Here is a 13,166-nt window from a genome sequence, read left to right as displayed (position 1 = left end):
GCCCCGACGGGCAGCGCCTCACACCAGCAGCAGCGCGCGCGCCGGCTCACGCAGCATGTCGCCGACCGTCGCGAGGAATCGGCCGCCCTGCTCGCCGTCGACGACACGGTGATCGAACGACAGGCTCAGCGTGACGACCTCGCGCAGCGCGATGTCGCCCTCGAACTCCCACGGACGGCGCCGCACGGTGCCGAGTCCGAGGATGCCCGCTTCGGGCGGATTGAGGATGGGGGTGCCGGCATCGACGCCGAAGACGCCGAAGTTCGTGATCGAGAACGTCCCGTCAGACAGCGACGCGGGCGTGGCGCGGCCCGAGCGCACCGTGCTCGTCAGCTCGCGGATCGCCTCGGCCAGTTCGGGCAGGCTGAGTGCGTCAGCGTCGGAGATGTGCGGGACGAGCAGCCCTCGCTCGGTCGCCGCGGCGATCCCGAGGCTGACATAGTGGTGCGCGACGATCTCCCCAGCATCCTCGTCCCAACTCGAGTTGAGCACGGGTTCCGCCCGCAGCGCGAGGCACACGGCTTTCGCCACGACCGCGAGCAGGCCGATGCGGTGATCCTGCAGACGGGGATCGGCCCGCAACGTGGCGATCAGGCGCATCGTCTCGGTGACATCGACGTCGAGGAAGCACGTCACGTGCGGTGCCGAGAATGCGCTGCGCACCATCGCCGCGGCCGTCGCCTTGCGCACGCCGCGGATCGGCGTGCGTGTCTCGCGCTCGTCGGGCGGCGTCGCGACTGTGGGCGCCACTGCCGGCGCCGTCGTGGTGGCGCTGGAGAGCTGCGCCGCGAAGCGCTCGACGTCGTCGCGGCCGATCACGCCTGTGACGCCGGATGCCTCGACGAGGGCGAGGTCAACCCCGAGCCGCTTCGCGAGCTGGCGCACCGGCGGCGTCGACCGCGGTCGCTCGTGCCGCACTTCGTCGGGCGTGTCGACCACCGCGTCGTGCGGTGCGGCTTCGAGCACAGCGGTGTCTGCGGCCGCGCCGGAGTTGGCGTGCCCGTGGCGCGCGCGACGCTGCGGACGCCCCGCCGCGCGAGGCTGCGCGCCGTAGCCGACGAGGTTCGGCACGGCCGCGGCATCCGCAGCCGGCAGCTCAGCGGCCGCCGCAGCCGCCTCAGGGGCAGCCACAGGTTCGGGCTGGGCCGCGGACTCCCCCGCGACATCGATCGCGATGAGCGCTCCGCCGACCGCGATGACGTCGCCCGCGGCGGCGTGCAGTTGCCGCACCGTGCCGGCGTACGGCGAGGGCAGTTCGACGACCGCCTTCGCCGTCTCGACCTCGGCGATCGGCTGGTTGAGCGTGACCTCGTCACCGACGGCCACGAGCCACTGCACGAGCTCGGCTTCGGGCAGCCCCTCGCCCAGGTCAGGCAACAGGAACTCGCTCATCACAGCGTCACCTCCGACAGGCTGTTCGGCCGGTCGAGCACACGGTCGACCGCGTCGAGGATCCGGTCGAGGTCGGGGATGTGGTGCTTCTCGAGCTTCGCCGGCGGATACGGGATGTCGTGGCCGGTCACCCGCAGCGGCGGTGCCTCCAGATAGTGGAAGCACTGCTCCGTGATGCTCGCGATCACTTCGGCGCCGACCCCGGCCTCACCGCCGGCTTCGTGCGTGACCACGACGCGCCCGGTCTTGCGGACCGACGCCGCGACCGTGCGGTAGTCGACGGGCGAGAGCGAGCGCAGGTCGATCACCTCGATCGAGACGCCGTCGTCCTCGGCCGCTGTCGCGGCATCCAGCGCCGTCAGCACTTGCGCGCCGTACGTGACGAGGGTGACATCGGTCCCCTCGCGCACGACACGGGCGAGGCCCATGGGCGGGGCGTCGGAGATGTCCGCCGACAGGTCGATGTCGCCCTCGGCCCCGTCGAAGCGGTGGTGGTAGAGCCGCTTGGGCTCGAAGAAGACAACCGGATCGTCGCACGCGATCGCCTGCTGCAGCACGGTGTAGGCATCCTTCGGATTGGACACCGCGACGACACGCAGCCCGGCCGTGTGCACGAAGTAGGCCTCGGGCGATTCGGAGTGGTGCTCGGCCGCGCCGACCCCGCCCGCCCACGGAATGCGGATCGTGATCGGCATCTTCACCTGGCCGCGCGTGCGATAGTGCAGCTTCGCGACCTGACACACGATCTGGTCGAACGCGGGGTACACGAAGCCGTCGAACTGGATCTCGACCACGGGCCGGAAGCCGCGGTACGCAAGGCCCACGGCGGTGCCGACGATGCCCGATTCGGCCAATGGTGTGTCGATCACGCGCTGCGGGCCGAACTCGCCGAGCAGCCCGTCGGTGATGCGGAACACCCCGCCTAGCTTGCCGATGTCCTCCCCCATCACGACGACGCGGTCGTCGCGGGTCATAGCACTGCGAAGCCCCGCGGTGAGGGCCTTGCTCATCGTGAGGGCGGTCATCGCGCCGCCTCCTCGCCGTCGAAGCCCGACAGATACGCGGCGAATCGCTCGCGCTGCCGATCGATGCCCGAGTGTGGCTCGGCGTACACATCGTCGAGCACCTCGATCGCCGGACGCGTGCGCGCGGTCAGCGCCGCTTCGCGCATGCCCGCGGCGAACGCGTCGCCGGCGGCTGCGACCTCGGTGGCGAAGGCGTCGTCGAAGGCGCCGAGGTGCCGCAGGTGCGCTTCGAGGCGCGTGAGCGGGTCGCGGCCCCGCCACAGCTCGACCTCGTCCTTGTCGCGGTAGCGCGTCGGGTCATCCGAGGTGGTGTGCGGCCCCATCCGGTAGGTGACCGCCTCGATGAAGGCGGGGCCGCGGCCCGAGCGCGCCTGGTCGAGTGCCCACCGCATCGCGGCGGCGCACGCGATCGCGTCGTTGCCGTCGACGCGGATGCTCGGGATGCCGAAGCCCGGTGCGCGACCGGCGATCGGGAAGTGCGACTGCACCGTCACGGGCTCAGAGATCGCCCATTGATTGTTGGAGCACACGAAGACCACCGGCGCCCCGAACGACGAGGCGAACACCATCGCCTCGTTCACGTCGCCCTGGCTCGTCGCCCCGTCGCCGAAGTAGGCGACAGCAACCTGATCGGTGCCATCACGCTGGATGCCCATGGCGTAGCCAGTTGCGTGCAGCGCCTGCGCACCGATGATGATCTGCGGCGTCGCGACGTTCAGCGCGTACGGATCGAACGTGCCGTGCACCTCGCCGCGCCAACCGAGGACGAGGTCGGCCGGACGCGCGCCGCGCACGACGAGCACGCCGAGCTCGCGATAGCTCGGGAAGAGGAAGTCGTCGTCGCGGCAGGCGCGGGCGCTGGCGGCCTGGATCGCCTCCTGGCCCTGCGCGGGGGCCCACAGACCCAACTGCCCCTGGCGCTGCAGCGCGACACCCTCGGCATCGATGCGCCGAGTGATCGCCATGTCGCGGTAGAGCGTGCGCAGCGTCTGTACGTCGAGGTCCGCCGCCCAGAGGTCCAAGACCGGGTCCGCGACGCGCTCGCCATCGGGAGTCAGCAGGCGCGAGACCTCGCCGGTGTCGGCGCCGTGCGCTGTCTGGGTCGTGAGGGTGTACATCATCGTCATCCCTTCGGGTCGCGCGGCGGGGTCTTGTGGACTCCAGCGCTTCCGGTGCCGGCCTCGTCGCCGACTGCTTTGAGCGTACGTCGACATCGCACCTCGCTCAAGCATCCGCGCTGCGCTTGAGCATGTTGCGCATCTGAACCCACGTGTCACTGCTACGGTTGGTCACTATGACGTCCCTCGACCGCATTGATCTCGAGCTGCTCAGTGCGCTCGCCGACGATCACCGTGCGACCGTCGTCGCTCTGGCAGACCGACTCGGCCTCTCGCGCAACACCGTCCAGGCGCGCATGCTGCGGCTGGAGAGGTCAGGCGTGTTCCAGTCGTTCGAGCGCGCGATGTCACCGGCGGCGCTCGGGCTGCCGATCGAGGCGATGATCAGCGTCGTCGTGCGCCAGGCCGACATTCCGCGCATCACGGCCGATCTCGCCGAGATCCCCGAGGTCATCCAGGCGCACGGACTGAGCGGTCAGGTCGATCTGCTGGTGCGCGTCGCCGCGCGCGACACGCAACACCTGTTCGACGTGGACGGCCGCATCCTGGCTATCGATGGCGTCGAGCGCACCGAGACCTCACTGGTGATGGGCGAGGTCATCGGCTATCGGGTGCGACCGATCCTGGAATCGGCTCGATCGGAACGCTGACCGCGTCGACCTGCGCGGCATCCATCCGCACCAGCACGACGCCGACGAGCAGCACGGCACCGCCGAAGAACTGGATCGGCGCGGGGGTCTCGCCCAGCAGCAACCACGCGAAGCCGAGCGCGCAGAGCACTTCGCTGAGTCCGATGAACGATGCCAGGCGCGAGCCGATGCGCGGCACGGCCATGACGCCCAGCGCGTAGCCGAGTGTCGTCGCGACACCGCCGACCCAGAGGATCGGCAGGATGCCCGGCACGTCGATGCCGCGGAAGGTCACCGTCACGGCGGGTGCGGCGAACCCGATCGCACCGGTGACGGCGACCACGCCCATCGCCAGCGCGCCGACGAGCAGGCCGCCGGAGGCCAAGGCGAGTGGCGGCAGGTCGTCACCCGTGCGCTCGCTCATGACGAAGTACACGCAGACAGTGACGGCGGCGCCGAGCGCGAGGATCGTGCCGAGCAAGTCGAAGCGCGCCCCCGAGATGTCCACGACCAGCACGAGCCCCACGATCGCGACGATCGAGCCGACGATCACGAGCCGCGACGGCGCGCGGCGCGTGCGCAGCCACACGAACCCGACGAGCAGCACAGGCGCGAGGTACTGGATGAGCAGGGCCACGGCCACGGGCATCCGCTGCATCGCCGAGAAGAACAGCAGCTGGCATCCGGCCACCGGAATGAGCCCGAACGCCACGAGCGACCGCCAGTGCCGGCGCAGGAAGGAGTGCTCGCGACGGATGGCTGCCACCAACGCGGGCGAAAGGATGAGACCGGCGAGCCCCATCCGGATGATGAGGGCCGCCGACAGCGACCAGCCGGCCTCGAGCAGCGGTTTGACCAGCGGCCCACTCGACGAGAACGCGAGTGCCGAGAACACCGCCATGACGATGCCGGCCGTGCGATGGCGGGGCGCAGCGCCCGCGGGCGCAGCGGGTGCCGCCGCAGCGGGCGCGAGTGCTGCGGGGGCGACGATCTGAAGCGGAGCGGTGTGCGTCACCGGCGGTCCTTCGCGGGAAACGGGACAGCGAGCTGTCATGAGCGACCGTTGTTTACACTGGTGACAGTAGCGCCCCGAAACGTCAGGAGTCAATGTGGTCTTCATCCATGACACGGAGATGTCGTTGCGGGCCGCCGCGGCCCTCGTGAACACCCTCCCCGTCACGGGCCCCGACGCCGCTGACCGTCTCGTCACGCAGGCCGATTTCGACGCCTATCTCGACGAGTACGCCTACACCGGCACCTTCCACCGCGACGACGAAGAACTCGCTGCGGTGCGGGCTAATCGGCCGCGCCTGCGCGAGTTGTGGAACGTCGATCGCGACGGCGCGGTACCGCTTGTCAACGCGATGCTGCGCGACGGGCGGGCCCTCCCCCAGCTCGTCATCCACGACACCTTCGACTGGCACATCCACGCGACCGAGCCGGATGCCGCGCTTTCGGTCCGCATGCTCGTCGAGGCCGCGATGGCCTTCGTCGACATCATCCGCTCAGACCAGTGGGACCGCGTACGCATCTGTGCCGCGGACGACTGCGACGCCGTCTACGTCGACTTCTCGAAGAACGGCTCGAAGCGCTACTGCGACACCGGCAACTGCGGCAACCGCATGAACGTCATCGCGTACCGTCGACGGAAGGCCGAAGAAAGCGTGTGATGGCGGAGGCCGCTTCGCGCGGCTTCTCGTAGTGGATGAGGTGCCCGACGCCGGCGATCTCGACCAGTTCGGCGTGCGGGAACAGCGTCTGCAGGTGCCGCTCGGCTTCGATCGGGGTGATGTCGTCCTTGTCGGCGGCGATCAGCAGCACCGGCTGGGCGATCTCAGGAGCGAACCGGCGCACGTCGTTGGAGACCGACGTCACGAAGCCCTCGTGCAGGATGTCGCGGTCGGCGAACCGCGAGAAGTAGGTGTCGTGCTGATCGTGGATGAAGGCGAGCAGCTGCTTGTCCTTCGTCTTGGCCATCGCAATGCTCATGACGCGCACGATGACGCGGTTGCGCAGCAGCCCGTCGCCGATGCGCCGAGGCAGCTTCGCCCCTGCCCAGTAGTAGAAGACGGCAAGTCGCGTCAGGATGCCCCGCGGCCCCTCGAGCGCCGGCGCGCCAATCGGGTTGACGAGGACCACGCGCGGCGTCTGTAGCCCGCGCGCGACGGCAGCCGACACGACGATCGAGCCGAACGAGTGCCCCAGGATCACCGCCCCGGGCGCGACCGCGGTGACGAAGCCGGTGAGCCAGTCGGCGTAGGCCTCGATCGTGTGTGCGGCGTACGCGCCGTCGGCTTCTGCGGCGCCCGCCGCCCGCAGCGGCGGCGTCTCACCGAAACCGGGAAGGTCGGGTGAGATGACGCGGATGCCGTCGAGGTACGCGACGACAGGCTCGAGCCCGTGGTGCTCGCCGCGGTAGCCATGGACCGCGACGAGGGTCACCGGGGCATCCGGCTCGCCGTAGACCCAGTACGCAGTCGTCCCGCCGGGCAACTCGACCTCGTGACGTTCCACCGGCATCGCGGCGAGTCGGGCGGCGTACGGGGAGGTCACAGGCACCCGTCGAGTCTACGAGTCTGCCGCTGTGAGCCAGCGTGGCGCCGCGGGACTGTCGGAGGCTCCCCGTACGGTCGAAGGCATGGATAACTGGCAGCCGCTCCCGCTGTGGGAGGACGACCCCGAGCCCGCCGAGGCGGAGGTGTCTGCTGCCGCTGCGGCGCCGGTCGCCACCGCGACATGGGCGGATGCCGTCGGCGTGTTCGACCTCGAGACGACGGGCGTCGACGTCGAGCGCGATCGCGTCGTCACGGCGCACGTCGGGCTGCTCGGGCCCGGCGGTGCCGTGCTGCAGTCGCGCGGCTGGCTCGCCGACCCCGGCGTCGAGATTCCCGAGGGCGCGACGGCCGTGCACGGCATCACGACGGCACATGCACGTGAGCATGGCCGCCCCGCCGCGCACGTGGTCGGTGAAGTCGTCGCAGCCCTTCAGGAACTCTTCGATGCCGGCATCCCCGTGGTCGCCTACAACGCACCGTACGACTTCTCGCTGCTCAAGTACGAGGCTCTGCGCCACGGCATCCCGCCGATCACCGATCCGTCGCCGGTGATCGACCCGCTCGTGCTCGACAAGGCGCACGACCGCTTCCGCAAGGGCAAGCGCACGCTCGAGGTCGTCGCGGCGCACTACGCCGTCACGCTCGAGGGTGCCCACGACGCGATGGCGGATGCCGTCGCCGCGGGCCGCGTCGCGCAAGCGCTCGCACGCCGCTACGAGCTCAACGGCCCCGTCGCCGAGTTGCACGCACAGCAGATCGGCTGGGCGCGGACACAGGCCGACAGCCTCACCGACTACTTCATCCGCATCGGTCGCCTCGACCCCGAAGACCGCATCGACGGCAGCTGGCCCATTCGCTGAGGTACCCCACAGACGACGAAAGCCCCGCCGAAGCGGGGCTTTCGAGGTGCGGAAGCTTACTTGGACGAGCCGCCGAAGTTCTTGAAGCGCTGGTTGAACTTCTCGACGCGACCGGCCGAGTCCATGATGCGCTGCTTGCCCGTGTAGAACGGGTGCGAAGCGGACGAGATCTCGACGTCGATGACCGGGTAGGTCTCACCGTCCAGCTCGATCGTCTTGTCGCTCGTGACCGTCGAACGGGTCAGGAACGTGTCGCCGGAACCGAGGTCGCGGAACACAACCGCCTTGTACTCGGGGTGGATGTCAGTCTTCATGGGATTCCTTACGTGATGCGCTGGATTTTGCCAGTGCGAGGGAAGTCTGCGGCGCATCCCATAGGGAGAATGCACCAAAGAGCGATTCTATCAGGCGGTGGCCCGCGCCGCGAACCGGCCGTCCTCGGTGCTCAAGGCGATCGGCATCCCGAACGTGTCCGACAGATTCTGCGCCGTCAGGGTCTCATCGATCGGGCCGGATGCCACGATCCCGCCCTCCCGCAGCAGCAGCACGTGGGTGAACCCGACCGGGATCTCCTCGACGTGGTGCGTCACCATGATCATCGCCGGCGTCGTCGGCGCCTGGGCGTATCCGCTGAGCAGGCCGAGTAGCTCTTCGCGTGCGCCGAGGTCGAGACTCGCCGTCGGCTCATCGAGCAGCAGCACCTCGGGGTCGGTCATCACCGCGCGCGCGATCTGCACCCGCTTCTGCTCGCCGTCCGACAGCGTGCCGAACGTGCGCTCGGCGAGGTGGTCGAGCTTCCATTCCGACAGCACTCGGCGCGCGCGACGCTCGTCGATCTGCTCGTACTCCTCGTTCCAGCGCCCGAGCACCGAGAACGCCGCGGTGAGCACGACGTCGAGCACCGTCTCGTCCTGCGGCACGCGCCGCGCCATCGCCGACGAGGCGAATCCGATGCGCGGGCGCAGGTCGAAGACATCGGTGCGACCGAGACGTTCGTCGAGCACCGTCACGGTGCCTTCGGACGGATGCACGAGGGTCGCCGCCAACTGCAGGATCGTCGTCTTTCCGGCACCGTTGGGCCCGAGGACCACCCAGCGCTGATCGTCATCGACGCTCCAGGTCACCCGATCGACGATGTTGCGGGCGTTGCGGCGGACGACGACATCGGCGAGTTCGAGCACCTGGGGCATGTGCTCCAGCCTATCGGGCGTCGGCGGTGACCTCGCGGTAGAGAGCCTCCGTGGCGTCGGCGATCGCCTGCCAGCTGAACGCCGTCGCGGCCCGCTCGCGCCCCGCCTGACCATAGGCCTTGGCACGCTCGGGATCGGACACGACCTCGGTGAGGGTGGCTGCCAGGTCGGCGACGAATCGGTCGGGATCGGTCGGGGTGCCCGTGCCGTCCTGCACCTGCTCGATCGGAACGAGCCGGCCCGTGACACCGTCGACGACGACTTCGGGGATGCCTCCCGTCGCCGTGCCGACGACGGCGGCGCCGCATGCCATGGCCTCGAGGTTCACGATGCCGAGCGGCTCGTACACGCTCGGGCACACGAACGTCGTCGCCGACGTCAGGATCGCGCACAGCTCGTCGCGCTGCAGGAACTCGTCGATCCACACGACGCCGTCGCGCGTGGTCTGCAGATCGCGCACAAGTCCCTCGACCTCAGCCATGATCTGCGGCGTGTCGGGAGCCCCCGCGCACAGCACGATCTGCACATCGGCAGGCAGAAGCGCCGCCGCGCGCAGGAAGTACGGCAGCCCCTTCTGCCGCGTGATGCGCCCGACGAAGACGACGGACGGGCGGTGCGCGTCGATGCCGAATCGCTCCAGCAGCGCGTCGTCGCTGCGCGGCTGCCACGCCTCGACGTCGATGCCGTTGTAGATGACCCGCACCTTCGCGGGATCGAGGTCGGGGTAGCTGCGCAGGATGTCGCGGCGCATGCCGTCGCTGACCGCGACGACCGCCGCCGCGTGCTCGTACGCCGTCTTCTCGATGTAGCTCGACACGGCGTACCCACCGCCGAGCTGCTCGGCCTTCCACGGCCGCAGCGGCTCGAGCGAGTGGGCCGTGATGACGTGCGGGATGCCGTGCAGCAGGGATGCCAGGTGCCCGGCGAAGTTCGCGTACCAGGTGTGCGAGTGCACGACGTCGGCCCCGGCGACGTCGCCGACGATCTCGAGGTCGACCCCGAGCGTCTGCACGGCGGCGTTGGCCGTGGCCAGTTCCGCCGGCACGTCGTAGGAGGTCGTCGCGGGTTCGGCGCGGTCGGCGCCGAAGGCGCGCACCTCGACGTCGACGCTCTCGCGGAGTGCCTTGACGAGCTCGGTCACATGGACGCCCGCTCCCCCGTAGATCTCCGGCGGATACTCCTTCGTGACGATGTCGACGCGCATGCCCTGAACGCTAGTACAACGCCGCGCGGAGGGCATAGTGTGGTGCCATGCCTGCAGCGCCGAAGGTTTTCGGAATCATCCTCGCCGGGGGCGAGGGCAAGCGCCTGATGCCTCTGACGGAGGACCGCGCGAAGCCCGCTGTGCCCTTCGGCGGACAATACCGCCTGATCGACTTCGCGATCTCCAATCTCATCAACTCGGGATTGCGCCAGATCGTCGTTCTGACGCAGTACAAGTCGCACAGTCTCGACCGCCACGTCTCGCAGACCTGGCGGCTGTCGGCTCTGCTGGACTCGTACGTGGCATCGGTCCCTGCGCAACAGCGACTCGGCAAGCGCTGGTTCTCCGGCTCGGCCGATGCGATCCTGCAGTCGCTGAACCTCATCCACGATGAGAAGCCCGACATCGTCGTCGTGATCGGCGCCGACCACGTCTACCGCATGGACTTCGAGCAGATGCTCGAGGCGCACATCGCCTCCGGCGCCAAGGCGACGGTCGCGGGCATCCGCCAGCCGATCGAACTGGCGAACCAGTTCGGCGTCATCGACCTCGACCCGGCCGACAGCGTACGGATCCGCGAGTTCCTCGAGAAGCCGCAGAACCCGACGGGGCTACCGGACAGCCCCGGCGAAGTGCTCGCTTCGATGGGCAATTACATCTTCGACACCGATGCGCTGATCGAAGCCGTCGAGACGGACGGCGAACTGCCCACCTCGAGCCACGACATGGGCGGCGACATCATCCCCTATTTCGTCGGACGCGGCGAGGCCGCCGTCTACGACTTCATCCGCAACGACGTGCCCGCATCGACCGTGCGCGACCGCGACTACTGGCGCGACGTGGGCACGATCGACTCGTTCTTCGACGCGCACATGGATCTGATCTCCACGCTGCCGATCTTCAACCTGTACAACATGGACTGGCCGATCCACTCGCAGGCGGTCAACTCGCCGCCGGCGAAGTTCGTCCGCGACGGCGTCGGCCGCATCGGCAACGCGATCGATTCGATCGTCTCGCTGGGCTCGGTGCTGTCGGGAACGCATCTGGAGCGGTCGGTCGTCGGCCCCTGGACCCTCGCGGCGGGTGGTTCGACGATCACCGATTCGGTGCTGTTCGACCACGTCGACGTCGGCGCCGGGGCGCGCGTGCATCGGGCGATCCTCGACAAGAACGTCGTGCTCGAGCCGGGTGCCACCGTGGGCGTCGACCGTGCGCTCGACATCGCGCGCGGGTTCACGGTGACCGACAGCGGCATCACGGTGGTCGGCAAGAACGCACGCGTCCCGCGCTGAGCGGCGCGGCCGGTAGGTTGGACGGGTGCCTGACGCCCGCTTCCTCGTCGTGTTCGATGCCGACTCCACGCTGCTGCGCAATGAGGTGATCGAGCTCATCGCCGACGAAGCCGGTCGCGGCGCAGAGGTCGCCGCCGCGACCGAGGTGGCCATGCGCGGAGAGGTCGACTTCGCGACGAGTCTGCGCTCGCGCGTGCAGGCGCTGCGCGGTGTGCCGCTGTCGGCGTTCGCCCGCGTGCTCGCCCGTGTCGAGCCGACGCCCGGCGCCGTGGAGCTGATCGAAGCGATCCACGCGCGCGGCGGCGTCACCGCCGTCGTGTCGGGAGGCTTCCACGAAGTGCTCGACACCGTCGCGCCCGCCCTCGGCGTCGACATGTGGCGGGCCAACCGGCTCGTCGCCGCTGACGATGCGCTCACCGGCGAGGTCGACGGAACGATCGTGGATGCCGCGGGCAAGGCATCCGCCCTGCGGGAATGGGCTGCCGCGTCGGGCGCCCCGCTGACGCGCACCATCGCGATCGGCGACGGAGCGAACGACCTTCAGATGATGGCCGCAGCCGGGCTCGGGCTCGCGTTCAACGCGAAGCCCGCCGTGCGCGCTCAGGCCGATATGGTGATCGGGCCGGTCGACCTGCGGCAGGTCATCCCGCTGCTGCCCTGATACTTCCCTGAGGCTTCAGTGCCCCATCCCGAGGCCGCCGTCGACGGGGATGACGGCGCCCGAGATGTAGGCGGCGTCGTCGGATGCCAGCCACGTCACGACCCCGGCGACCTCGTCGGCCGTCGCGAACCGCCCCGCCGGGATGTTGCGCTTGTACTCGGCCTGCGTGTCCTCGGGCAGTTCGGCCGTCATGTCGGTCTCGATGAAACCGGGGGCCACGACGTTGGCGGTGATGCCGCGGCCGCCGAGCTCGCGCGTGAGCGAGCGCGCGAAGCCGACCAGCGCAGCCTTCGACGACGAGTAGTTGATCTGCCCCGCCGACCCATACAGGCCGACGACGCTGGAGATGAGGATGACACGGCCCCACTTGGCGCGCAGCATGCCCTTGGAGGCCCGCTTGACGACCCGGAAGGTGCCACCAAGGTTCGTCGCGACGACCGAGTCGAAGTCGTCCTCGGTCATCCGCAGCAGCAGCGTGTCCTTCGTGATGCCCGCGTTCGCGACGACGACCTCGACGGGTCCGAGCTGCTGCTCGACCTCGGTGAAAGCGGCATCCAGCGACGCGGCATCCGTCACGTCGGCACGTACCGTGAGTGTGCCCGCAGGGCCCTCACCCGACCGCGCGGTGACCGCGGTCTTGTAGCCGGCGGCGACGAAACGCTCGGCGATCGCGCGGCCGATGCCGCGGTTTCCGCCGGTGACGAGGACGACTCTGTCGCTGGACATGGTGCTCCGATCTGGTGAGGACCGCACCAGCCTAGTCGGCGGCGTCGATCCGACTAGGCTGATATGCGGCGAGAGGAGCCCCCCGTGACCGACCCCAACGCCCCCGAGAACTCCGGACAGACCGGCGACGCCGTTGCGCCCGTGCCCCCGGCTCCGCCGGCTTACGACGCGTCGCCGTATGTCGCGCCGCCCGCGCTGTCGTACGACACGACCCCCTACCCGCCGGCGGCCGAAGCGCCCACCTACGGCGCACCGACGTACGGCGCCCCCACCTACGGTGCGCCGGCCTACGGCGCCTCGAACTACGGCGCGAGCGGGTACGGTGCTCAACCGGTGCAGACCACGCCCGGGGCCCCGCCCGTCATGCCCTACGGGTACGGCGGCTACGCACCGGCGAGGCGGACGAACGGACTCGCGGTCGCGTCGATGATCCTCTCGATCGTCGGGTTCATCTGGGTGCTGCCCTTCGTGGGCTCGATCGCCGGCGCGATCATGGGACACATCTCCCTGGGCC

The 13,166-nt window shown here is 69.6% G+C and carries 15 protein-coding genes; 6 read left to right on the top strand and 9 right to left on the bottom strand.

The window, feature by feature from the left end:
* Positions 1–18: 18 nt before the first annotated feature.
* Genes BGO46_RS06090 through pdhA form a run of 3 tightly spaced genes read right to left on the bottom strand, consistent with a single transcriptional unit; the run spans position 19 to position 3,538 of the window.
* The gene (locus tag BGO46_RS06090) at positions 19–1,395 is read right to left on the bottom strand and encodes a dihydrolipoamide acetyltransferase family protein (protein ID WP_292677099.1); all 1,377 of its coding nucleotides are present in this window, start codon (positions 1,393–1,395) and stop codon (positions 19–21) included.
* A complete protein-coding gene (locus BGO46_RS06085; protein ID WP_292677101.1) occupies positions 1,392–2,417 on the bottom strand; it encodes an alpha-ketoacid dehydrogenase subunit beta in 1,026 nt (341 codons plus the stop codon). The genes BGO46_RS06090 and BGO46_RS06085 overlap by 4 nt, the downstream gene beginning before the upstream one ends.
* Positions 2,414–3,538, bottom strand: coding sequence for a pyruvate dehydrogenase (acetyl-transferring) E1 component subunit alpha (gene pdhA / locus BGO46_RS06080; RefSeq protein WP_292677103.1), 1,125 nt, complete (start codon positions 3,536–3,538; stop codon positions 2,414–2,416). The genes BGO46_RS06085 and pdhA overlap by 4 nt, the downstream gene beginning before the upstream one ends.
* 173 nt (positions 3,539–3,711) lie before the next feature.
* On the opposite strand from pdhA, the gene BGO46_RS06075 reads away from it, so the two are divergent.
* Entirely contained in the window at positions 3,712–4,185 is a 474-nt protein-coding gene (locus BGO46_RS06075; RefSeq protein WP_292677105.1) for an Lrp/AsnC family transcriptional regulator, read from the top strand.
* On the opposite strand, the gene BGO46_RS06070 is transcribed toward BGO46_RS06075, so the two are convergent.
* Positions 4,133–5,065 (bottom strand): DMT family transporter, encoded by a 933-nt coding sequence (locus BGO46_RS06070; protein WP_292677201.1) that lies wholly within the window; start codon positions 5,063–5,065, stop codon positions 4,133–4,135. The two genes, BGO46_RS06075 and BGO46_RS06070, sit on opposite strands and share 53 nt — an antisense overlap.
* Positions 5,066–5,273: 208 nt before the next feature.
* Here BGO46_RS06070 and BGO46_RS06065 point away from each other — a divergent pair, with 208 nt between their 5' ends.
* The gene (locus tag BGO46_RS06065; RefSeq protein WP_292897307.1) at positions 5,274–5,834 is read left to right on the top strand and encodes a CGNR zinc finger domain-containing protein; all 561 of its coding nucleotides are present in this window, start codon (positions 5,274–5,276) and stop codon (positions 5,832–5,834) included.
* Here BGO46_RS06065 and BGO46_RS06060 read toward each other — a convergent pair.
* The gene (locus BGO46_RS06060; protein WP_292897309.1) at positions 5,794–6,723 is read right to left on the bottom strand and encodes an alpha/beta hydrolase; all 930 of its coding nucleotides are present in this window, start codon (positions 6,721–6,723) and stop codon (positions 5,794–5,796) included. The genes BGO46_RS06065 and BGO46_RS06060 overlap by 41 nt on opposite strands.
* Before the next feature lie 79 nt (positions 6,724–6,802).
* Between BGO46_RS06060 and BGO46_RS06055 the strand changes: the two genes are divergently transcribed.
* Positions 6,803–7,579 carry a 3'-5' exonuclease gene (locus tag BGO46_RS06055; RefSeq protein WP_292677111.1) on the top strand — a complete coding sequence of 259 codons (777 nt, stop codon included), beginning with the start codon at positions 6,803–6,805 and terminating at the stop codon, positions 7,577–7,579.
* Positions 7,580–7,635: 56 nt separating this feature from the next.
* Here the strand turns inward: BGO46_RS06055 and BGO46_RS06050 are convergent, their stop codons facing one another.
* From BGO46_RS06050 to glgA, 3 genes are all read right to left on the bottom strand, one after another.
* Positions 7,636–7,893 (bottom strand): type B 50S ribosomal protein L31, encoded by a 258-nt coding sequence (locus BGO46_RS06050; protein WP_292677113.1) that lies wholly within the window; start codon positions 7,891–7,893, stop codon positions 7,636–7,638.
* A 90-nt stretch (positions 7,894–7,983) separates the two neighbouring features.
* On the bottom strand, positions 7,984–8,769 hold the full coding sequence (locus BGO46_RS06045) for an ABC transporter ATP-binding protein (RefSeq protein ID WP_292677115.1): 786 nt from the start codon (positions 8,767–8,769) through the stop codon (positions 7,984–7,986).
* A 10-nt stretch (positions 8,770–8,779) separates the two neighbouring features.
* Positions 8,780–9,973 carry a glycogen synthase gene (gene glgA / locus BGO46_RS06040; RefSeq protein ID WP_292677117.1) on the bottom strand — a complete coding sequence of 398 codons (1,194 nt, stop codon included), beginning with the start codon at positions 9,971–9,973 and terminating at the stop codon, positions 8,780–8,782.
* Positions 9,974–10,020: 47 nt separating this feature from the next.
* Here glgA and glgC point away from each other — a divergent pair, with 47 nt between their 5' ends.
* Both glgC and serB read left to right on the top strand, forming a co-directional pair.
* Positions 10,021–11,265: a glucose-1-phosphate adenylyltransferase gene (gene glgC, locus BGO46_RS06035; protein WP_292677119.1), complete on the top strand. Its 1,245-nt coding sequence runs from the start codon at positions 10,021–10,023 to the stop codon at positions 11,263–11,265.
* A 25-nt stretch (positions 11,266–11,290) separates the two neighbouring features.
* Complete coding sequence (gene serB / locus BGO46_RS06030) at positions 11,291–11,926, top strand: phosphoserine phosphatase SerB (protein ID WP_292677121.1); 636 nt, start codon at positions 11,291–11,293, stop codon at positions 11,924–11,926.
* Positions 11,927–11,941: 15 nt separating this feature from the next.
* Here serB and fabG read toward each other — a convergent pair whose 3' ends face one another.
* Positions 11,942–12,652: a 3-oxoacyl-ACP reductase FabG gene (fabG, locus tag BGO46_RS06025; RefSeq protein WP_292677123.1), complete on the bottom strand. Its 711-nt coding sequence runs from the start codon at positions 12,650–12,652 to the stop codon at positions 11,942–11,944.
* A gap of 84 nt (positions 12,653–12,736) precedes the next feature.
* Between fabG and BGO46_RS06020 the strand changes: the two genes are divergently transcribed.
* A partial coding sequence (locus BGO46_RS06020) for a hypothetical protein (RefSeq protein WP_299985516.1) occupies positions 12,737–13,166 on the top strand: 430 nt, incomplete at its 3' end.

It is taken from the genome of Microbacterium sp. 70-16, from assembly GCF_001898315.1.
Lineage (GTDB): Bacteria > Actinomycetota > Actinomycetes > Actinomycetales > Microbacteriaceae > Microbacterium.
This window is presented reverse-complemented; position numbering and strand designations above follow the sequence as displayed.

Coding starts and splice junctions, on each gene's coding strand:
- BGO46_RS06085 (WP_292677101.1), bottom strand. CDS start 2,417: ATGACCGCCCTCACGATGAGCAAGGCCCTCACCGCGGGGCTTCGCAGT.
- pdhA (WP_292677103.1), bottom strand. CDS start 3,538: ATGATGTACACCCTCACGACCCAGACAGCGCACGGCGCCGACACCGGC.
- BGO46_RS06075 (WP_292677105.1), top strand. CDS start 3,712: ATGACGTCCCTCGACCGCATTGATCTCGAGCTGCTCAGTGCGCTCGCC.
- BGO46_RS06070 (WP_292677201.1), bottom strand. CDS start 5,065: ATGGCGGTGTTCTCGGCACTCGCGTTCTCGTCGAGTGGGCCGCTGGTC.
- BGO46_RS06055 (WP_292677111.1), top strand. CDS start 6,803: ATGGATAACTGGCAGCCGCTCCCGCTGTGGGAGGACGACCCCGAGCCC.
- BGO46_RS06050 (WP_292677113.1), bottom strand. CDS start 7,893: ATGAAGACTGACATCCACCCCGAGTACAAGGCGGTTGTGTTCCGCGAC.
- BGO46_RS06045 (WP_292677115.1), bottom strand. CDS start 8,769: ATGCCCCAGGTGCTCGAACTCGCCGATGTCGTCGTCCGCCGCAACGCC.
- glgA (WP_292677117.1), bottom strand. CDS start 9,973: ATGCGCGTCGACATCGTCACGAAGGAGTATCCGCCGGAGATCTACGGG.
- glgC (WP_292677119.1), top strand. CDS start 10,021: ATGCCTGCAGCGCCGAAGGTTTTCGGAATCATCCTCGCCGGGGGCGAG.
- fabG (WP_292677123.1), bottom strand. CDS start 12,652: ATGTCCAGCGACAGAGTCGTCCTCGTCACCGGCGGAAACCGCGGCATC.